Source organism: Streptomyces sp. NPDC001348 (assembly GCF_053597535.1).
Genome location: NZ_JBSFIK010000040.1, coordinates 1 through 20,822 on the forward strand (window position 1 = coordinate 1; position 20,822 = coordinate 20,822).

Annotated in this window: 10 protein-coding genes; 2 read left to right on the forward strand and 8 right to left on the reverse strand. The window is 69.8% G+C overall.

What is annotated here, in order from left to right; translation table 11 throughout:
• Positions 1–130: 130 nt before the first annotated feature.
• The 6 genes from ACWC21_RS32165 to brxD form a co-directional block, all read right to left on the reverse strand.
• Positions 131–880, reverse strand: coding sequence for a YcnI family copper-binding membrane protein (locus ACWC21_RS32165; RefSeq protein ID WP_450887041.1), 750 nt, complete (start codon positions 878–880; stop codon positions 131–133).
• Positions 881–1,694: 814 nt separating this feature from the next.
• Positions 1,695–3,752: an Hsp70 family protein gene (locus tag ACWC21_RS32170; protein ID WP_450886948.1), complete on the reverse strand. Its 2,058-nt coding sequence runs from the start codon at positions 3,750–3,752 to the stop codon at positions 1,695–1,697.
• A complete protein-coding gene (locus ACWC21_RS32175) occupies positions 3,749–4,552 on the reverse strand; it encodes a hypothetical protein (RefSeq protein WP_450886950.1) in 804 nt (267 codons plus the stop codon). The genes ACWC21_RS32170 and ACWC21_RS32175 overlap by 4 nt, the downstream gene beginning before the upstream one ends.
• Positions 4,552–6,147: a hypothetical protein gene (locus tag ACWC21_RS32180; RefSeq protein ID WP_450886951.1), complete on the reverse strand. Its 1,596-nt coding sequence runs from the start codon at positions 6,145–6,147 to the stop codon at positions 4,552–4,554. Before ACWC21_RS32180 ends, ACWC21_RS32175 begins: the two co-directional genes overlap by 1 nt.
• A 585-nt stretch (positions 6,148–6,732) precedes the next feature.
• On the reverse strand, positions 6,733–8,934 hold the full coding sequence (locus ACWC21_RS32185) for a DEAD/DEAH box helicase (protein ID WP_450886952.1): 2,202 nt from the start codon (positions 8,932–8,934) through the stop codon (positions 6,733–6,735).
• The gene (brxD, locus tag ACWC21_RS32190) at positions 8,934–10,286 is read right to left on the reverse strand and encodes a BREX system ATP-binding protein BrxD (protein WP_450886953.1); all 1,353 of its coding nucleotides are present in this window, start codon (positions 10,284–10,286) and stop codon (positions 8,934–8,936) included. The genes ACWC21_RS32185 and brxD overlap by 1 nt, the downstream gene beginning before the upstream one ends.
• 183 nt (positions 10,287–10,469) lie before the next feature.
• Between brxD and ACWC21_RS32195 the strand changes: the two genes are divergently transcribed.
• Positions 10,470–12,287 carry a GmrSD restriction endonuclease domain-containing protein gene (locus ACWC21_RS32195; RefSeq protein ID WP_450886955.1) on the forward strand — a complete coding sequence of 606 codons (1,818 nt, stop codon included), beginning with the start codon at positions 10,470–10,472 and terminating at the stop codon, positions 12,285–12,287.
• A complete protein-coding gene (locus tag ACWC21_RS32200; protein WP_450886957.1) occupies positions 12,284–13,330 on the forward strand; it encodes a CBS domain-containing protein in 1,047 nt (348 codons plus the stop codon). Before ACWC21_RS32195 ends, ACWC21_RS32200 begins: the two co-directional genes overlap by 4 nt.
• A gap of 547 nt (positions 13,331–13,877) precedes the next feature.
• On the opposite strand, the gene pglZ is transcribed toward ACWC21_RS32200, so the two are convergent.
• Positions 13,878–16,784: a BREX-2 system phosphatase PglZ gene (gene pglZ / locus ACWC21_RS32205; RefSeq protein ID WP_450886959.1), complete on the reverse strand. Its 2,907-nt coding sequence runs from the start codon at positions 16,782–16,784 to the stop codon at positions 13,878–13,880.
• Positions 16,781–20,662: a BREX-2 system ATPase PglY gene (gene pglY / locus ACWC21_RS32210; RefSeq protein WP_450886961.1), complete on the reverse strand. Its 3,882-nt coding sequence runs from the start codon at positions 20,660–20,662 to the stop codon at positions 16,781–16,783. Before pglY ends, pglZ begins: the two co-directional genes overlap by 4 nt.
• Positions 20,663–20,822: the final 160 nt, after the last annotated feature.

Below are 20,822 nucleotides of genomic sequence, written 5' to 3' on the forward strand. Positions count from 1 at the left end.
CCGCACCCACCCCATACGACAACGTCGGCCTTCAAGACCACAACCAGGTCTTGAAGGCCGACGTCACGCCAGGCCCCGGATTAACCAACAGCATCCAGCGACTGGTCCGGGGCCCTCTCCCTGTCCGGCCCTACGAGCGTGCGGACCGTCCCCGCACGAGGGCGAAGGCCGCCGCCGCCAGGCCGAGCACGCCGACGATCAGACCCGCGACACCGAGGCCACGCGCGGTCGAGTCGCTGCCGGAGGCGGTGACCGACTTGGTGCTGCCGGGACTCGTGAGGCCGGTGGGCGAGCTCGTCGCGGCGCCGTCACCGCTCTCGCCGTCCGCCGCGGCCTTGGCGGTGAGCTTCAGCGTCGGCGCCGGGTCCTCCGGCTCGTCGTCGCCCTCCGCGGGCTGCTCGATCCAGCGGACCGTCTTGCCGTCGGAGTACGTCTGCAGCGTCTTGAAGGTCAGCTCGTCCGTGTCGTCGGGAAGTTGCCCGAAGGCGATGTCGAAGTCCTCGTAGTGCCCGGCGGTGATCTTCCCGCCGGTGAAGGTGACCAGGGAGGCGGCCTCGGTGATGGTGCCGTCGTCGGTCTTCACCGGCTTCTTGAGCTTGGTGGTGGTCACCTTGGCGCTCCAGCCGTCCCGCGGGGAGACGAGCACGCCGAGGACCGGGTGGTCGGTGGGCAGGTAGACCTGCACCTTGGTGGTGGCGGCGCTGTTCTCCTCGTTGGGCACGCGGAAGGTCAGCACCCCGTCCGTGGCTCCCTTGGCGTAGCTCTCGGGGTGGACGGTGACGTGCGCGGAGGCGGCGCCCGCCGCGGCGAGGACGCCGGTGGCCGCGAGAAGGGTGACGAGACCGGCGCGACGCGCGTTCCTGGACTTGTTCGTGGGCATGGAAGAGTGGATCTCCGTACGTACGGTGAAGTGTCGGGGTCGGATCGGGTACGGGATCCGGGCCGGGGGCCCGCGACGGTGCACCGCGTGCCGCAGCGGCAGCAGACGGGGCGCGCCGGGGTCGACCGGGGCACGCAGGGGTCCGTCGGGGAGGGCGGGCAGGCGTGCGTCCCACCACCAGGCCGCGAAACGGGGGACCAGGGCGGCGGCCGCCCGGCGCAGCAGCGAGAACAGCGCGGCCTCGCCGCGCCTCAGCCACCAGGACGCGACGAGGGCCGCGAGGACGTGGGCGGCGGTGGCGTGCTCGGTCACCGCGTGCGGACCGGGCATGGCGGCCATGGCGTGGCCGTGCGTGGCGGCCATGGCGTGGCCGTGCGTGGCGGCCATGGCCCGCCCGGACATCGGAGCCGCCGGATGGCCCGCTTCGAAGGCGAAGTGCAGCCCCGCCTGGGTGGCGAGCATGGCCACACCGATCCCGGACAGGGTCCGCTCCCGTCCACCGAGCAGCCAGCCGAGCGCGAACACGCCGAGGAACCCGGCGGCGTCGATCCGCACGGGCGGCATGTGCCCCATGGCGAGCCCGTGCCCGGCGGCAGCCAGCAGCACACACACCGCGGCGAACACCGCCGCACGCAGACTCCGTACGGCCGGGGACGCGCTCATGGTGAGGGATCCTCCCACGCTGGGGAGATACGGATGGCACCGATGCCCGTTCAGCGGTCGGGCGGGAGTGGTACGCACCGGCCGCCGCAGCAACCCGGAAATCGTCACATCGTCGCACTGACCGCCCCGCTGTATGTCCTTCACATCCGGGCTACACGAAGACCCAGCTCCGTTCGACTTTGGCCAGTTTCACGAAACGCCCCCTCTGCGTCACCCACGGGTACGGGGCGCGGAGGCGAGTCAGGTCGTCCATGGAGACGACCATGGCGTCAAGCTGTTGCGCCACGCTCAGAACGGCCTGGGGCGAGGAAGACGGAACGGTCACGACCAGTCCTTCCTCGATCGCCTTGTCGAGGACGGATTGCTCGTCGTACTCGACGGCGTCGACCAGGTCGGTCCCGATGACGGTCACTACGTGCCGGTCGTTGAAGCGACGTCTGATCTCCGCCAGTGCTGAACCCAGCAACCGCATGCTCGGAGGACGCGGGGAGGCGGGCGTGCGTCCGGCGGTCATGATGCCGCGGCCGTCGACGACGAGTACGGGCGTGTCGCCACCTCCGGGCTCCTCCTGCTTGCTTGTCTCGGAGACCGGTGGCGTCTCGGTGTGAGCGGGCGTCGAGGCGGCTGGTGGCACCGCGGGCTCCTCGATGCGCCGTAGGAGTCGCTCCAACTCTCTGTCGAGTCCTTGCGCGATGGGCGTGCCGTCAGGGCCGAAGCAGTCCAGTTCCTCGTCGAGGATGACGGTGTTGGCGTGACGGGACTTGGCGTGGATCTTGAGGATGCCGCTGCGGTCGTAATGGTAATCGACGTCGAACACATTGCTTGAGGGCTCGGCATTGGGCTGCGGTACCGGCAGTTCGAGCCGGGCCAACGGAAACGTCCGTTCGTCATCCGCGGCTCGCTGTCCGTCTCCCTCGACGATCTCCAGAATCACCTTCGAGGCTCCGCGGACGGCGGGCATGGCGCTTCGGGTCCCTCGTGCGGGCAGGGTCGAGTACCTGGGGATCAAGGTGGCGAAGCCGCGCCGTCCGCCCGCCTCGAAGGACAGACCGAGATCGTGACTGGTTGCCACCGAGATCGTCGTCTCCGGAATGAGTCCGTCGATCTCGGCCGCCGTGATGGCAGCGCCCCTGGCAACCGCCGTCATCGGCTTGCAAAGCCGGGGGTCGACCACCTCTCTGCCCAGGGCCCGTTCGACTTCACTCCGTACGAGCGGGATCTGGGAAGTGCCACCGATCATCAGCACGGCGTCCAGGTCATCCGCGGTGAGGCCCACGTCCTCCAGGCACTCCTCCAGGGGAATCAGGGCGCGGCGCACCAAGGGCTGCACGGCTTCCTCGAACTCCTGCCGGTTGATCACCACCGGTGCGAAGCCGCCCAGAGGCTCGAAGAGCACCTCTTCCGTCCCCGGCTGAGACAGCACGATCTTCGTCAGCTCGACGTGCCGTCTCCAGCGGCGGGCTTCCTGCCGGGTGAGTCTGCCCGGGTGGCTGCCCAGTTTGGACAGCACCAGCTTCACGAGTTCCTCGTCGAACTCAAGGCCGCCGAGCGCGGTGATGCCGCGCGACGCCATCTCGTCGAAGATGCCGTCGTAATGCTCGAGCACGGTGACGTCGATCGTGCCGCCACCCCAGTCGAAGACAAGGAATCTGCCTTCGCCGGGGAAGTCGTGGGCGTAGCTGATGGCTGCGGCTGTCGGTTCGTTGATGAGTGCCTTCACCTTGATGCCCGCGAGGCGTGCCGCAGCCCTGGTCCGGTAGCGCGCGGCTCCGGTTGCGTTCGCCGGCACCGTGACGACAGCCTCGTCCATCTCCCGCAGGTTCCGGCGCACTCCGGACCGCATCTGATCGAAGAGGGCGGCGGCCACAGCGGTGCTGCGGAAGGGTTCGTCGCCGAGCCAGACCTCGTGCTCCTCCGGCACAGTGCCGGCAGGTGCGGTTTCGCCCTCGTCCATGGCTCGCGGCCGCGAGGCGAGCATCCGTTTGACCGCGTCCTGCGGCTCAGCCGTCTCGCACTTGGCGGACCAGCCGAAGCACAGCGTGCGCTGGATGTCCCGCAGGGAGACCACCGACGGGAACAGTTCGTCGAAGCCGGGCCGGTTCCATTCCGCCGGCAAGGCGGCGGAGTCGACCCGGATCACGTCGGTGCCGCTGCCCGTCCAGCGCGCGACGACGGAGTTGCTGGTACCGAAGTCGATACCAAAGGTCATTCCTTGTCACCTCCCGCGGAGCCCGCGACGGTGTCGGCGGGTACGCGCCTCATCTCACCCCGTTGAATGACGCGGCCTGAGCGGCTGTCCGTGTAAGCAGGAGCAAGCACCTCGTAGCTGACGCTCCCGGCGTGCTCCGTCGGGTTGACCAGGTTGAAGCAGTCCGGGTCCGGCTCCGTGACGCGAGTCAGGCCCGAACGGCGCATCTCCTCCTCCACACGCAGTCTGACAGCGCTGATGTGCCTCGCCGTCTGGGCCGTGCGGTCGATCAGGGCCAGTTGGGCCAGATGCTCCTCGTGCACGCGCGTGGCGTTGAGTACGGCCGTACGCAGCGCCTCATCCACCGCGGCCTGCACCGCCTGTTGCACGAGGGTTCCCATCTTCCCGGCGGTCGCCTGCGCTCCCGCGATCGCTGCGTCGAGTTCGGCCGTGAGTCTCCGGCTGACCTCCTGGGCGGCGCTGGCGCCTGCCTTCATCGCCGCCCGGTCCACCTTTGTCGCGATCTTCTCGCTGAGGAGTCGGAACATCACCTCGGGGTCCGACCGGGGGTCCAGCAGTGGCTCCGCGCCGGCGGTTGCGGCCGACCGGTCTTCCACGCGTTCGTTCTGGTCCCGGCCTCGCGTGCGTACCGTCGGCTTCGCCCCCGAAGCGGTGTCTTCGTTGCGGGTGACCCGTCGTTCCCCGTCGTCCGGTCGGACGCGTCGCGTGCCGCTCTTGACGGGTTTGGGACGCACCCCCTCGAACTCCGGAATGCGCCGGGGCTCGGCTGCGGGCCTCTGGGACTTCTTCTTCGGGGGCATCAGTGGTCGATCCTCAGTCTCGCGGCACAGCGGCCGATGATCTCCTGTGCCGCCTGGTCGGCGGTCCAGGACTTTTCCTGCTCGGTACTCGGAGGGGTACGGCGGGCCAGGGGGCGTGGCGCGGGGTGGAGCAGTTCGCCCCGCACATCGGGCACCCACAGGAACTCCTCGTTCAGGGGCAGTTCGTAGAGCGCCTCCCCGTCATCGCCCAGCCGTCGCGCCGTCTCGATCCGCCGGATGCGGTCCTTGGCGCCGTTGATGTACTCGAGCTGCTCCGGCGGTACTTGCCGGCGCAGGTCTCGCCAGCCCTGTCCCCACTCGCTCGAGCCGTGTTCGACACAGAGAGCGAAGTAGGGGTTGAGGACGTCGTGCGGCTTGCCTTTGAACCGCAAGGCCTGGAGCAGTTCGCTGAGCGCGCGCATCCGTCGCCGCGGCTCCCCGTCCACTCCACCCCGCCGTCTCCCACCACGCTTGAGGATCTCTTCGAGAAGGCCTACTCCCTGATCGAGCCGATCGCGCTCGCCTGGACGCGCGTACAGGTAGGCCAAGTACGCCTGCACCGCCCGTGCCTCCCGGTCGGCAGCGCCGGCTGTTCCTCGGGATTCGGGATTCCGCAAGGCCGCGGCCTGTTGCAGGATCGCCCGCACCACGCGTTCCGTTTCCTGCGGTTCGCAGGCCATGGCCCAGTGCATGTCGTCGAGGAGCCGGTACAGACGTCGGGTGCCGGCCCAGTGATGAAAGGCCGTACCTCCTGATACGAGACGCCCGCCGGGAAGGCAGTCCTCCAGCAGCCCGAACAACGAACGATCGTGGCCCAGGCGGTTGTCCACTCCTCCGCCCCGGCGGATGCGCTGCAGGGACAACACCAGGTCGGCGAGGTCGCGGGGCAGTTCCTCGCACTCGGCCGATCGGATGGTGTCCAGTACGGAGATGTCACCGCTGAGCAGTGCCGAGCGCAGGCTCCACTCGTCGTGCCGTCCGTCGACGGGTTGGACCGTGCCGCCTGCCGCCAAGGCACGGCGGCATTCCTCGTCCTGCCAGTCGAGAGCCTCGACGTCGTCGTCGTCGAGACGCCCGGGGTCGAGGCGCGCTCGCACGTACCGGACGCGTTCCGTCTGCTCCGGCCAGATGTGCGGCGCGTCGTTCACGCGGAGGCCACCCTGGTCGATCAGGTCGTCGACGACGGGCAGCGGAAGCCGTTCGACGAGCCGCTGCCAGGAGGCCGTCGAGAGCACTGCCCTGCCCTGGGCCTCAAGAGCCTCCAGGTGCAGCTGCCAGGCGTCGACGGCTTCCGGTGCGGTCTGCGGCGCGGGTACTCGGCCGGAGCGAATCGCCTCGGCACGCACCCGGTCGTCCTCGACGAGGACGGGCAGTCCGCCGGCCGCCAGGTCAAGTAGACACCCCAGAGCGGGCAGGGCAGTCATCCTGCCCAGCAGCTCGACCGCTTCTGCTGCCACGGCACGCAGCGGATCGGCTGCCGTGGCCGCCCGCTGCGACAGGCCCTCGACAGCCGCAGAGCTCTCGCCCAGTTCATCGGCGACCCGTCCAAGAACCTGGGCCACGCGTAGGGGCAACTGGAACGGCTGAGCAGCCACGCCCTCCGCTGTAGGAACACTCGTTGACGCGGCTTGAGTGTCACTGCCCGGCGAACGTCGCCGGGCACGGAGCGGCGCGGCGGTACCGTTCTCTCGTGCCTGGCGCCGCTGCGCCCGACGCTCCATCTCCGCGCGTCGCAGATCCTCCACATTGCCCATGGCAAGCGGCTCGGTCGTCATCGAAGAGTCCCCCCTCCTCCCGTGCAGACCCGGCTCACTCCCCATGGACCGGCTCACGATGATCCGCCGATGGTAGTGCAGGAAACCACCACACTTGAAGCCGAGTAGCTTACCCACCAGCGGAAACGTCTTGGGTGGCCCTTGGGAACCGGCTCGCCGGCCGCACTCTGACAGCGATTGCTGTGGACACTACCGACCGCTTCCGGGGCCGCCAGCTCGACGTCATCCTCGTCCGGGACCCGTTCTTCGGCCGTGTTCCGGACCAGCATCACCCTGGTGCAGTACCGGCTCGACACAGCGTGGAATCGCGCCTACGGTGCCTCGTGTCGGAAGAGCAACTCGGCGGCATCGATCTCCGCGAGCCACAGACGCTTGGCCTGGTGCAACCTCGACCGGCCCGGGCGGTCAGTAACCGTGCTGGAGGCGCACCGGTTCGCGCAGGACCGCACCGGCGCCGCCGAAGTCCGCCAGTCGGGCCGCGACCGTGGCGATGGCGAGGCGTTCGGGCAGGGCGGCCGAGAACTTGAGGCCGCGTACGGCCCGCCGGTCCACGTCCGGGAGGACGAGGACATCACCGACGTTCTCGCGCGCCTGGCGCCAGGCCTCCGGGGTGAGGTCCTCGCGCAGGCGGACCCAGCAGTCGCCGGGGCGTTGCAGGGGGTCGCTGACCGATTGCAGTGTGGCGGCGAGGGTGGAGTTGGCGCGGTAGCCGGCCCAGGTCCACCAGCGCACGTCCCCGCCGACGCGCGTCACCAATGTGCCGCCCGGATGCACGGTGTCGGGCGCGTCGGTCTCGCGCTGCTCGACCAGGCAGGCCTTGGCACGCCGGGTGAGGGAGACGGGTGGGTCCGCGCCCAGCAGCACCTCGCGCATGGCACGCGTCAGGGCGTACGACAGTCCGGCGATCCCGCCGTTCATCCACTTGGCGATCCCGCCGCCGTCGACCGGTTCGACGAAGACGCGTTTGCGCACCCAGTCGATGTAGGTGACCTGCCAACTGCGTCCGCCGAGCAGCAGCCTCCTGGGGCCGGGGCGTTCCTCGGTGAGCACGCTCGGATCGGTACGGCCGATCTCCGTGCGCCCGGACAGGACGGTGAACTGGGGCGGTGCGGTGAAGGATGCGGTGAGTTCGATGAAGTGGCGCTTGCCGAAACGGCGTTCCGCCTCCGGTCCGACGAACAGCATGCCGTCGTCGCTGTCCAGGAAGCCCTCCTCGGTGAGGAAGCGCAGGACGGGCGCGGCGGACTTGTCGAAGGGCGCGAGGCCGTTCCACTGCCGGTCCCAAAGCTGATCGCCGAGCTTGTGCTGCTGCAGGGTGACGGCGAGCAGCTGCTGGGCCACCAGATGGCGTGGCTCGGGCGGTGGCAGGACCGGTTCGACCCAGCCGCGCGACCACAGCAGCAGCAGGCCCGCTGCCTGAAGCAGCGTGTCCTTTCGGGTGGTGAGGAAGAGACAGTTGCGCACGCTACCGGAGCGCCGGCCGGTACGGCCGATCCGTTGCAGGAACGACGCCACGGAGGCCGGTGAGTCGATCTGGATGACACGGTCCAGGTCACCGACGTCGATGCCGAGTTCGAGGGTGGAGGTGGACACGATGACGCAGTCGCGGGCCTCGGCGAAGGCCTGCTCGGAGCGGGTGCGTTCGTCGACGGACAGGGATGCGTGGGACAGGAAGACAGTGACGTCGCGTGCCCGGAGCGCGGCCCCCAGTTCCTCGACCTGACGGCGCGAATCGCAGAACACGAGCCGCTTCTCACCCCGGTGCAGGGCTGCGATGAGCTTGGCCGCGTTGTCCAGGGAGCCCACGTAGTCGAGTTCCACTTCGCCGGCAGGCCTGGCCAGTGGCTCGGCGGCGGCCTTCTCCGATCGCCCGGCCGCGTCGGACGCGGACGGCAGTTGTACTCCAGGAGCGACCACCTGCCCGGCCCGCTTTCCGGCGCCCGCGCCCTGCAACCAGTGCAGCAGCTGATCAGGGTTGCCCACGGTGGCCGAGAGCCCGATCCGCTGGATGGGCCGGCCGCTGACCCTTTCCAGCCGTTCGAGCACGGCGAGCAGGTGCCAGCCGCGGTCGTCGCCCGCGAAGGCGTGCACCTCGTCGACGACGACGGCCCGTACGCTTCCCAGCAGCCGCGCGTGATCGGTCTTGACGCCGATCAGCATCGCTTCGAGCGATTCGGGAGTGGTCAGCAGGACGTCCGGCGACTCGGTGCGGATGCGCTGCCGCTGCGACTCCTTGGTGTCGCCGTGCCAGAGTGCCGCGCGCCGCCCAAGCCACTGGGCGTACGTGTCGACGCGGCTCACCAGGTTGTTCAGGAGGGCCTTGAGCGGACACAGGTACAGCACCGAAGTTCCGGTCCAACGCTGCTCGGTCATCGCCGACAGCAGGGGGAAGCAGGCCGCCTCGGTCTTTCCGCCCGCCGTCGGTGCCAGCAGTACGGCGTCCAGTCCGTCCATGAGCGGCGTGACAGCTGCCCGTTGGAGGGGGCGCAGGTCGGGCCAGCCGAGGGTGTTGACGATGTGGTGCAGGACGACGGGGTCGAGCCGGTCGAGTACGTCAGCTCCTTCCTCTCCCGGTGCTGTCTCGGCCGCGTTCCCCGCGTCCGCCATCACAGCTCCACGTCGATGTCGTCGGCCGAAGCGGATCCACCGCCGGACACCGTGGCGGCGAGGTTCCGTTCCACATCCGTGAGTTCGCTGCTCGCGACCGTCAGCCGGTAGTGCCGCCGAGGGTCGAAGTCCTCGAACTGGTCCACACGGTCGAGCACGTCTCCGACGAGCTTCTTCAGGAACAGCCGGGGCGCCACCCCCACCTTCCCGCCCAGCGCCCCGCCGACGGCTCGCGCGAGGTCGGCGACATACGCGTCGTCGACGACCGTCCTCACGCGCTCGGGCGATGCGGCGGCTTCGGCGTACAGCTCGCGGATGGTGACGCCGAGGCCGACCAGCGACTCCTGGTCGAAGCCGGGAAGGCGGATCTGCACGGCGCGCGGGTTGTCGAAGCGCGGGTCGGTGGTGAAGTCGGTGGCGAGCCGCTGGGCGAGCGGGGCCAGACGCTGCACGCCCTGCTGCCCGTCGTAGAAGGCGGGCGTACCGGTGATCACGAGGTACAGCCCGGGGAAGCGGCCGGAGTGCACCTCGTCGATGAGCTGCCGCAACGCGTTCAGTGCCTTGTCGCGCGCGTCCGACCGGACCCGTTGCAGCGTCTCCACCTCGTCGAGGACGACGAAGAGCCCGGTGTGCCCTGAGTCGCGCAGCACGGTGAGAAGTCCCTGCAGAAACCCGAGCGCCCCGAAGTGGTCGAGGTCGCCGCGCACCCCGGCGGACCTGCGGGCGGAGGCCGCGACGTGCGGCTGGCCGCCGAGCCACGCCAGGACGGCCGCGGCGGTCGCCTCGTCACCCTCGGCGAGGGCGGCCCGGTAGCCGCGCAGGGCGGTGGCGAAGGACGGGGCGTGCCGGGACACCTCGGCGAGCCGCGCGACGAGCAGCTTCTCCACCTCGCCGGGCAGCTCGTCCTCGGTCGCGCCGGCCGCGAGGGCGTCCTCCTCAAGGGCGTAGAACCAGGCGTCGACGACGGGCCGCAGGGCGCTGGGCGGGAAGCTGGAGGTGGTGAGACGCTCGGTCAGCCTCCGGTAAACCGTCTCCAGTTTGTGCAGCGGGGTCTCGTTCTCCGAGATCTGGATCTCGGCCACGGCGAAGTTGCGGCGCTTGGCCCGCTCTCCCAGCCAGCGGGTGAAGAACGTCTTGCCGGACCCGTACTCACCGCGTACGGCCTTGAAGACGGATCCCCCGGACGCCACAGCGTCCAGTTCCGCGTCGAGGGCCGCCTCGAACCGGTCGAGTCCGGTGGCCAGCAGGTCGAGTCCGCTCTCGGGCACGGCACCGCGCCGCAGCGCGTCGATGACGGTCCGGCGGCGGGCGGCGCTCACCTGGGCGAGGCGTGGGGATCCGGTGGTACTCACGTGCACCAGTCTTCCATTTCTCCCCTGGCCGCCGGAAAAAGGAGCGGTGAGCGTTCAGCCGTCCTGAGGCGAAGGAATGATCCACCTCGGACCGTCGGACTTCGGCGAATCGGTTGACGGTCACCGGAAGGCGCTGCTGGAATCACTCTCCGTAAAGGCGCACAGGGTGGGGAGTGAGGTCGCATGGCGGCGCTCGACAATGTGAAACTGAAGGACGTACTGGCCGACGTCGCTTCGGGCGCGTTACAGCTGCCCGACTTCCAGCGGAACTGGAAGTGGGACGACGACCGTATCCGGGCGATCATCGCGACCGTGACGCTGGACTATCCCCTCGGCGTGGTGATGACTCTGCAGACCGGCGGCGCCACCCGGTTCCGTTCCCGGACGCTCACCGGGGCGCGTCCGGACGGGGATCCTTCAGCCGAGCTCCTGCTGCTGGACGGACAGCAGCGCCTCACCTCCCTCTTCCAAGCCCTCTGGCTGGACGCCCCCGTGGAGACGGCGGACGCCCGGGGAAAGCCCATCGAGCGGTGGTACTACGTCGACATCGCGAAGGCCGTCGGACCGCCCGCGGACCGCGACGAGGCGATCCTCTCCGTCCCGGTGGACAAGGTGCTCCGCACGGACTTCAACCGCACGGTGGTGCTGGACCTGAGCACCACGGACAACGAGTGCGCGGCCGGCCTCTTCCCCCTGCACCTGGTCTTCGACGCCCAGCGCGTCAACCAGTGGAAGAGGGCATACATCAAGGCGGACGAAGAGCGGAACTGGGACCTGTGGGGCCAGTTCGACGAGCTGGTCCTGCAGCAGGTCCGGGCCTTCCAGGTGCCGATGATCCGGCTGGCCGCCTCCACCTCCATGGACGCCGTCTGCGCGGTGTTCGAGCGCGTCAACACCGGCGGCGTTCCCCTGAACGTCTTCGAGTTGCTCACCGCGACCTACGCCGGGGACCGCGAGTACGTGGAACGGACCGGGGATTACTACCAGCTCCCCCAGGTGTGGGGGGAGATCAAGCAGGGGCTGGCGAGCAAGTACCCGGTTTTCGGCCGCCTGGAGAGCGGTATCGAGAACGGGCTGAGCAGCATCGACTTCCTGCAGGCCATCGCGCTGGTGCGCACCTGGGAGCGGAAGCAGCAGGGTGTCGGTACGACGGTGTCGTGCAAGCGACGGGACCTTCTGGACCTCCCACTGGCCGACTTCATCCGCCTGGCGCCGAAGCTCACCGATGCCTTCGCGTGGGTGGGTGATTTCCTGGAACGGCAGTGCATCGTCCGCCCGGGTGACCTGCCGTACAAGACGCAGCTCGTGCCGCTCGCGGCCGTCCGCGCCATTCTCGACACCGCCGCGGACGGTCTGGGGGCGGAGCAGAGGATCGAGCAGTGGTACTGGTGCGGGGTGCTCGGGGAGATGTATGGCGGGTCCACGGAGACCCGCTTCACCCGGGACGTCGAACAACTCGTGCCCTGGATCAGGCAGAACGACCGGGCACCCGACACGGTCACCGACGCGTTCTTCTTCGCCGACCGCCTCGACAGCCTCACCACCCGCAACAGCGCCGCCTACAAGGGGATCTACGCCCTGCTGATCAAACAGGGCGCGGTCGACTGGCACTTCACCGACGCCCCACTCAACCCCGGGCGCCTGGACGAGTACAGCGTGGACCTGCGGCAGATCTTCCACAAGGCATGGCTCAAACGGGGCAACAGCCAGGGCCTGCCGACGAACTCGATCGTGAACAAGACCCCGCTGTCCTACCGTGCCGCGATGGACATGACGGGACCGCCGGCCTCCTACCTGTCCACGATGGTCGCCGCCTCCGACATGCGGCCCGAGTGGTTCGACGACGTGCTCGCCACCCATTTGATCGATCCGGAGGCGTTGCGCGACAACGACTACGAGCGCTTCTACAACGACCGTTCCAAGCAGTTGCAGGACCTGGTGCACGACGCCATGGGCAAGAAGACCATGCTGCGTGACCTCCCGGAGGGCGACGCCCGATGACCACCAGGCCGAGCGAGCGGGACCTCGCCTCGCTCAAGGGCAGGACCGTGCCCGTGCAGGACATCCTCGACCTGTTCCAGGTGCGGGTCCGCGACCACCGGTCGGTACACCTGATCTCCCAGGCCCTGACGGACGCCGGCCTGACGACGCTGCCCGACTTCGCGGTCTGCGGGCTGCGCAGCAACGTCGACGTGGTACCGCTCGCCGCTGTCCCCGCGCAGGCGACACCGGCCACCCCGGACGACGAGGAGGAAGAGGAAGCACTGCCCTCGCACGCCCTTCCGCAACGTCTCCTGCTCGGCGACATTCCGTCGGCGCGGCGCGGCCTGGTGTCCGTCGGTCCTGGCACACCCCTGGCGCAAGCTACGTTCCTCATGAAGACCGAGGGTGTCTCGCAGATCCCGGTGACGACCGGCATGGCCCAGGTTCACGGCGTGGTCACCTGGGGTTCCGTCGCCAAGATGTACGAAGCGGGCAAGCCGCCGACCCTGGACAACGCGATGGAGAAGGACTCCCTGCCCCTCGCCGATGCCCGCCAGGAGTTCTTCTCGGCCCTCCCGGTCATCCGTGAGCACGGCTATCTGCTGGTCCGCGGCGACGACGGCTGCCTGTCGGGCATCGTCACCGCCGCGGACATCACCGACCGCTTCGAGGGCGCGGCACGGCCCTTCTTCATCGTCGGCGAGATCGAGTCGCTGCTGCGCCGCTGCCTGGGCGCGGCGCTGGACCAGGAAGCGATCAAGGCGGTCCAGACGAACAAGAAGCCCGACCACCGCAGCGGCCAGGTGTCGGACCTGATGTTCGGCGACTATCTGAAGCTGCTGGACGGCGACCAGACGAAGCAGTCGTTTGCGGAGCGCGCAGACGCCAACTGGGAAGCCCTGAAGTGGCCCAGCATGCCGCGGCAGCAGTTCATCGGCCGGCTGAAACGGGTGAAGGACATCCGCAACCGCATCGCCCACTTCGACGAGAAGCCGTTGCCGCAGGAGTTGCTCGACGAGCTGACGACCTTCGCCAAGGTGTTGCGGGAGTTCGTGGCGTGAGGACCAATTCGGTTGCCCTGAAGGCATCTTGGGGATACTCTACGCGTGCTCCTGTCTCTCCATTCTCGGAGGCTTCTTTGTCTTACTCGCTGCACGCGTACCTACCAGCGACCAGCTGGTTGCGGGCTCCGTAGGGCCCGTACGCGCAGCGCTGGAGATGAGACATGACTGACCTCGGTCAGGCGTGCCCATTTGCAGCAAGCGAGTATCTTCATGGAGGAACGGTGTCGGTCCACTCGACCCAGCAGGTGTGTAACCACCCGGCGCGTGACATCACCATCATCACTCTCTCGTCCGGAGTGGTTTCTCTCGGCACTGCTGTGGTGACGATGACGCTCCACGCGAGCCCGTTGGCGACTCTGACGACCAGCGGTGCCGCGTTCATGGCCGTCCTCTCCGCGGGCATGAACGTGCTCAAGCACGTCAGGCGCGACTCGTAGCACGTGCGGGGGCGGCCCTCGACTGGGCCGCCCCCGGCCCGCTTCTTTGAACTCAGTCCAGCGTTCGGGGTGCCTCCGGTCGAACGCCGGAGGCACCCCGAACGCCGTCAGCCGGCCTTGAGGGCGAACTGCTCCCGCAACAGCGCCTCATGCAGCCGCAGGGTGCGCCCGTCGGGCAGGGTCTCCAGCACCTGGACGCCGTCGTAGTTGAGGAGCTGCCGCAGGACCGCGGCGAAGCCGTCGCCCCGGGTGGTGGGCATGCCCGCGCGCTGGGCGAGCGCAGTCACGGGCAGGGTGCCGCCCGCGTCGAGCAGGGCGGCGAGGGCCTTGTGGACCTGTTCCTGCTGAGGCTTGCGGGCCAGACCGCCGAGCTGCCCCTGATACGTCTCCGAGTCGAGCAGCGCTGTCACGAGCGCCTCGGTCCGGGAGACGGGCGTCGGGGTGGGCAGGGCCTCGTCTCCCCCGGCCGTCGGCCCCACGTCGAAGAGCGCGTCGGGCAACGTGCCGGGCTCGGGCTGCTTCTTCCGGGACTTCCCAGGCGACTTCTTCGCGGCAGCGACGGCCGCCTGAGCCGCATGCTCTTCCGGGAGCGGCCTGCCGGCCTCCTCGGGCGCCCACCAGGTGGGCCTCTGGTCGCCCAGCTCCCGCCACCCCTTCGGCGGCTCGGATCCGAATCGCAGGAAGGCCAGCACCGGAATGGTGAACTCGGCCAGGGATGCACCGCCGTGATAACCGGCCTTGAGGGCGGTGTAGCGGGAGTCGGCGTCCCACAGCGCGACGACGGACGCGCCCGACTCGGGCCACACCACCCTCGGTCCGGACAACGCGATCTCCCCCTCGGCCAGCGGACCGCTGCCGGGCAGGCGGTGCCGGGCGGACGCCGGATCCGCGGCGGCTTCGACCTTCGTACCGTGCCGGTCGATGACGTGGCCGTGGTCGCTGGTGATGATGACGGCCATGCCCTGGGTCGCCGCGACTCCCAACAGCTCGCGAAGGCCAGGCACCTCATCGACCCGCCAGGCCCCGTCGCCCAGCTTCTGTTCTTTGGCGAGCCGGTCGTCGATGGCGTTGAGGACGACGGCGACATGGGTCCGACCGTCGTTGAGCGCCTCCGTCAGCGCCGGGCCGAAAGTGTCGCCCGCCGTCTCGGTGCGCAGGTCGTCCTTGTGGAACACGGCGGCCGGTGTCCCACCCCACAGCTTCAGGGTGGGGAAGAGCCGCTTCTCGTCGGCTTGGGTGCCCTTCATCAGGGTGCCCGCGAAGAGCGAGGTGCGGGACACGGCCGTCACGGTGGGCAGGGCGGCGGCCATTGCCCGCCGGAGCGGGGCACCCTCGGGCAGCGGGTCGAACTCCGCCCAGGAGCGGCGCAGTTCCTCGCCGAGCTCGTTCGCTATGGCCGCGCTCATGCCGTCGATCACGAGCAGCAGCACCCGCCGTTCCTCTTCGCGCCGGACGACCGGTCCGACCACGCGGTCGAGGAAGGTCTCGACGGTGAGCATGCCGCCGGGCTGGGTGCCGGACTCGGTCCAGGCGGCCAGTGAACGGGCGAAGGACGCGTCGATCTGCCGCCGCCGGTCCCTGACGCGTGTGCCGATGGTGTCGTACGCGGCCTTCATGACGGGGTCCGGGTCGCCGCCGGCTTCGATGTGCTCCAGGGCGAGGTCTACCCAGCCGGTCTCGGCGACGTGCCGCTGTATGACGTCGGCGACGGTGGGCGCTTCGGTGGACGGGTCGGTGGCCAGCCAGCGGGCGAGGCGCTGTCCCATGCGGGCGCGTTCGATGCGGGCGGACTGCTCCGGGTCGGTGGCAAGCCGGTGGTCCGCCAGGCGCCGTACGGCCTCCGCCACCGTGGCCGTGTCGCCTGCCGTCAGGGCATGGCCGACGGCCGTGAACCGGGCGTCGAGTCCGCCGCGCAAGACAGGGCTCGCCGCGACGGCCGCTTCCGCGCCGAACTGGCGGGCCAGCACGGCCGCCCGGTCGAGCACGATGCCGGTGGTGCGGCGTGCCTCGCGGGCCTGGTCGGCGTCGGCGCCGCCGCTGCGGTGCCCGACTGTCAGCAGCGTGGTCACGTACTCCTCGGCGGACCGGCCGAAGACGGTCACCAGGGTGTCGAGCTGTTCGCCGATGGCCGGGGGCTGGTCACCGAAGTAACGTTCGGCGCGGCCCCGCGCCTGGTACGTCCCGGGGGCGGGCTCGGCGTGCTGCCACAGTGCCGCGCATACGAGGCCGAAGGCGGCTGCGTCCGCGCCGCGTTCGGCGTCGACGAGGGCGAGCAGGGGTCGTCCGGCGAGACCGGCCTGGTCCTCCTCACCGAGGAAGGCGGTCAATCCGGCGCGCTCGAGGCCGCGCAGGCCCAGCAGACGTTCAGGTGCGCCGGGCCGGGTCGACCAGTGCAGCAGGGTCTGCGCGTCGAGCCGGTCGTCGCCCAGGCGCGACGGGCCGCCCTCGGTGTCGTAGCGACCGAGGCGCAGTCGGCGCTGGGCGAGCGCGGTGAGGGCGTACTGCTTGGACAGCCAGCCGCCGGGCACGGGCGGCCAGCCGCCGGGCGGGGTGGCGTCGAGCAGGGGTTCGGCGGCCCAGTTGACGTCCTTGAGCCGCGGGTCGATCTGCCGGGCGCCGAACGCCTCACGGACCACGTCCCAGCTGTCGACGGTGTCGATGCGCAGTTTGTGGACTCGGGCGAGGATCGCCGGATCGAGTTCGTTCTGCTCGCGGTCGGTGAGGACGACCAGCACGGCCGGGCCGGGGCGCCGACCCGCGAGATGGTCGAGAACGAGTTCGTGGACGGCGAGCGGTGATGGCGCCACCGCGATACCGGCGGTCCGGCCCTCGCCCCAGGCTGGTGCGGCGGGGCCGTCCCACCGGGGTGCGGACCGCAGCAGCACGACCCGGCGCCTGCCCCCGCCGTCTCCCGCGAGAGAGTCGGCGAGGGAGGACTGCGAGGACAGGTACTGGGTGACGGTCGCGGTGTTCAGCCGGACGGCGCCGGGGGCGACAGCGACGGTGTCCGTCATTCGACGACCTTCCAGGTGATCTCGATGGTCGCGTCGGGGTGGCGGGCGGCCAGCTCGGACAGCTCCGACTGCAGATCGGCGGCGGCCCGCGCCGCGGTCGTGCTGCGGCGGCCCGACTTCCCCGCGAGGCCGCTGCTCGTGGGCGGCGTCTCCTGCGGGGTGTACGGGATCCGCGGGTCGCTGGTCGGCGTGTCCAGGGACTGGCCGTCAGCCGTGGAGGTCCGAGGCGTGATGGGTGCGGGGGGCGGGGTGGCGGCGGCCTGGCTGCGCTTGACCAGGGCCACGACCTCGCGTTGGGTGCGGGTCAGGGCCTCGCGCAGGTCCGCGGTGCGCTGGTCGTCGCGGGCCACGTTGCGCAGCGAGTCGAGCAGCGCCGCGCCCTCGGGACCCAGTCCGGCGGCGAGTTCGAGGGTGCTCCAGGGCGCGGAGGCGACGGCCTCCGCGACGCTGCGGGCCTGCTTGACGGAGGTCCCGTACCGGTCGGCGCTGGTCTCGCCCAGATCGAAGGAGGCGAGGGCCTCCACGGTCTTCTTCGCCCCGGCCGCGCCCTTGCCGGCTTCGGCCGTGAGCGCGTCCAGCAGTTGCAGGGAGCGGCGGGCGAGGGCGAGCCGTCCGGTGTCGGCGGTCTGGTCGAGCCCGAGGAAGGAGGCGTGGGCCTCCAACTGGTGCACCAGGTCGGCCGCGTGGTCCCGGTGGGCGCGGGCGGACTCGATGATCTGGCGGGCGAACTGGTTGACCATACGGCCGCGCCGCAGGGCGGGCGCCTTCTGCCCGAACACCGTCTCGAAGCGCTGCCGCGCCGTGTCCCAGTCGGACTCGGCGGGCAGCGGCTGGCTGCGCAGCGCGTCGTGGTCCTTGATCGCGGACAGTTCGGGCGCGGGGTCGAGTACGGTGCCGCCGCGCACCCACACCCGGTCGTCCATCTCGGCGAAGGCGGCGACGACGAGCCGGGCGAGGAAGTCGGGCAGGCCACGCGGGTCGGGCTTGTCGGTCCAGTCGGTCAGCGTGATCAGGGACAGGTCCCCCGTGACGCCCTGGGCGCTGGCGAGCCGGCGGAAGTGGTCGGCCCAGTAGCGGGACAGCTCGAAGTAGGCCTCCTTCTGCTGCCCGAGCCGCAGGGGCCCGGCGATCCGCTGCATGAGCTTGCGATCGGCGGCCGGGACCTCCACCCGCCCGTCGCGAGCCTCGGCGGCGGCCCGGACGTGCGCGAAGACCTTCTTCGTGTCGGTGGGCTTGACCGCGATGCCGGTGGCGTCGGGGTCGAGGTCCGGGTGCGCCGGGTACTGGTGGGCGAGCAGCTTGCCCGCGACGTGCCGGATGCCGTCGTGCAGGCTCTGCCCGAAGGACAGGGTGAGCCCGTCCACGTCCGGGACCGGGACGAGGTGGTCGTCGAAGTCGGGCACGACGTCGGCGGCCTGCTTCTGGGCGAGCCCGTAAGCCTGCTTGAAGGCGCCCTTGACCTGCTTGAGCAGGGCCTCGCGCTGCGTTTCGAGGAGGCCCTTGGCGCGGCTGCGGTTGTCGGCGTTGAGGTGACCGGCGTACTGGGTGTCGAAGCGGTGCTCGTCGGCGAGGGCCTTGTCGATGACGACGAGGCGCCGGAAGTCGGCGAAGCGCTGCGCGGACAGATGCGCGGGCAGCCAGGCGACGGTACGGGACCGCTCACCCTGCTGGCGCTCGCGCAGCCGCCGGATGCGGTTGACGTCCTCGACGGGACCCCATTCACCCTCGTCGAAGGGGAGGTCTATGGCGATGCGCCAGCGGCCCTCCTCTTGCGGCATCAGGTCGTGGTCGGGCAGCTCGTCCTCGTCGGCGACGTTGCCGAAGACGATCTCGGCGGTGCGGGCGGTGCCGCGCCAGGTGAAGCTGAGCTGGTCGCTCAACTGGCCGTGCTCGACGCCCAGCTCCTCCGACAGCAGGCGCCGGGCGAGCGCGACACGGTTGCCAGGATTGTCGTTGACCTGGGCGTTGGCGATGACGGAGTCCACGTCGACGCCGGACAGCTCCAGCCGTACGCCGGGGTTGGCGTCGGTGCCGGTCTCCTTGATCTCGGGGAACCTGGCCGCCCACTCGGCGACCTTGTTCTTGATGATGCCGACCTCGGCGCCCGGGATGGGCGCGAGGACCGACCCGTGGTTGAGCGCTCCGAGCCGCCGGATGGTCAGCTCGGACAGGGCGGGCACGCTGGGAGCGAGCGCGGACAGCAGGAGCGTGCAGACGAGCCGGTTGTCGCCGGCGAACATGCGGCAGCGGTTGGCGCGCTGTGGGTCGGTGATGGCCTCGGGCCGGTTGACGTACTGCTCGACGTCGTCCTCGGTGATGTCGTACGAGCTGAGCAGGTATGGCCGCAGCTTTGTCTTGTAGAGCTTGTCGGCGGCCTCGAAGACGACCTTCAGGCTGTCGGTGAACGGCTTGTCGCCGCCCTCCGCGATCACCGGATAGAGGTCACCGATGGGGATGAGCTGTCCGAGACGGATCTCGTTGCGGTGGTCGGCGAGGAGCTGGCCCATGAGCTTCAGACCGGTACGGGAACGCTGCAGCGCGGACGAGATGTGGACGAGGGTGTCCATGAACGCCGGCGAGAACGGGTACGTCAGCCGGAACGACTCCGCGTCGGCGCCGGTCGTACCCTTCTCCGAGCCGAGGAGGGTGTCCCAGACCTGCGGACCCACCCGCCTGGTCTGCTCGAAGGCCGCGTCGACGAGGCGTTCCGCCTCGGGGTCCTTCGCCTTGAGGAGACGGGCGTGGGCGATCTGCGGGAGGTTACGGTCCTCCAGGGTGATCTTGTCGAACCGGCCGGAGGCAAGGTTCAGAGTGTCCTGGATGGACGACTCCGCGGCACCGGAGACCTCTTCACCGACCAGTTCGCGCAGGTCACGCTGGCGGGCGATGAAGGACACGACGGGGATGGCACGGCGGGCGTCGCCACCCTCGACGAAGTTCGTGATCTTGCTGGCCTCGCGGGCGACGAACTTCTGGTCGTGGATGAGGGTGGCGAGCCAGAGGATCAGCTCGTCCATGAAGAGGATCAGGCCGTCGTAGCCGAGCGACTTGGCGTGCTCGGCGATGACGGACAGACCGGCGTCCAGGGAGATGAAGCCGTGCTCGTCCTCGGCGGCGTTCCTGGCGAAGCCGGGGAAGAGGTTCGTGCCGGCGTCGTTGACGAGTTTCGCGCGCAGCTCGGCGGGGGTGGAGGGGGTACGGAGGTTGAGCAGGACGCCCGCCTCGTGGTTCTCCTCGGCGGCGAGTGCGGTGTCCAGGAGCTGCGGAGTCCAGGCGAAGCCCTCGCCCCACTCGTCCTCCTCGCCGTCGTCCGCGTCGCCGCCGCCCAGACCCCGGATGACCGCCTCGTCACCGTAGGTGGCGCGGTTGGCCCGGATGTCGTCGAAGAGGGAGTCGGTCCGGTACACCTGCGGGGTCGGGGCCTGAGGGTGCAGCTTCTTGACGTGTGTGACGTACCCGCCGAGCACCCGCTGTTCCAGGGCCTTCGCACCGAGCATGTGGTACGGCACGAGCAGGAACTTCTTGCCGTCCGTGGTCAGCCACTCGTGCCTGGTCAGCACCGGGTCGAACTCGGTACGGGCGCGGGCGGCCGGGTTGCCGCTGAGCAGCGCGTACAGCACGGCCATGAAGTGCGACTTACCGGAACCGAACGATCCGTGCAGGTAGGCCGCTTTGGAGCGGTGCCCGTCGAGAGAGGACTTGATGAGCTTCAGCGCCTCGTCGAAGTTCTCCAGCAGCCGCTCGGTGACGACGTAGTCCTTGAGCGCGTGCTCGGCGCCCTCGGGCGTCGTCGCCTCGGCGAGGGACAGCACGAAGTCCGAGGTGGAGATGGACTCCTTGATGTCGATGACATCGCGGAGCAGCGGCGGCTGAGCCATTACCTGTCACGCTCCCCGTCTGGCGGCTTCCGCCGCCGCTTGTACGCACTTGCTGGTCAGATCGTAGGCGAGGATCTGGAAGCCCTTGCCTCCCCGCACGAGACCCGGTCGCTCTTGACCTCACATCTCTTGCGAACGCGGTACAACCATGCGAATGCCT

Coding starts and splice junctions, on each gene's coding strand:
- ACWC21_RS32165 (WP_450887041.1), bottom strand. CDS start 880: ATGCCCACGAACAAGTCCAGGAACGCGCGTCGCGCCGGTCTCGTCACC.
- ACWC21_RS32170 (WP_450886948.1), bottom strand. CDS start 3,752: ATGACCTTTGGTATCGACTTCGGTACCAGCAACTCCGTCGTCGCGCGC.
- ACWC21_RS32175 (WP_450886950.1), bottom strand. CDS start 4,552: ATGCCCCCGAAGAAGAAGTCCCAGAGGCCCGCAGCCGAGCCCCGGCGC.
- ACWC21_RS32185 (WP_450886952.1), bottom strand. CDS start 8,934: ATGGCGGACGCGGGGAACGCGGCCGAGACAGCACCGGGAGAGGAAGGA.
- ACWC21_RS32195 (WP_450886955.1), top strand. CDS start 10,470: ATGGCGGCGCTCGACAATGTGAAACTGAAGGACGTACTGGCCGACGTC.
- ACWC21_RS32200 (WP_450886957.1), top strand. CDS start 12,284: ATGACCACCAGGCCGAGCGAGCGGGACCTCGCCTCGCTCAAGGGCAGG.
- pglZ (WP_450886959.1), bottom strand. CDS start 16,784: ATGACGGACACCGTCGCTGTCGCCCCCGGCGCCGTCCGGCTGAACACC.
- pglY (WP_450886961.1), bottom strand. CDS start 20,662: ATGGCTCAGCCGCCGCTGCTCCGCGATGTCATCGACATCAAGGAGTCC.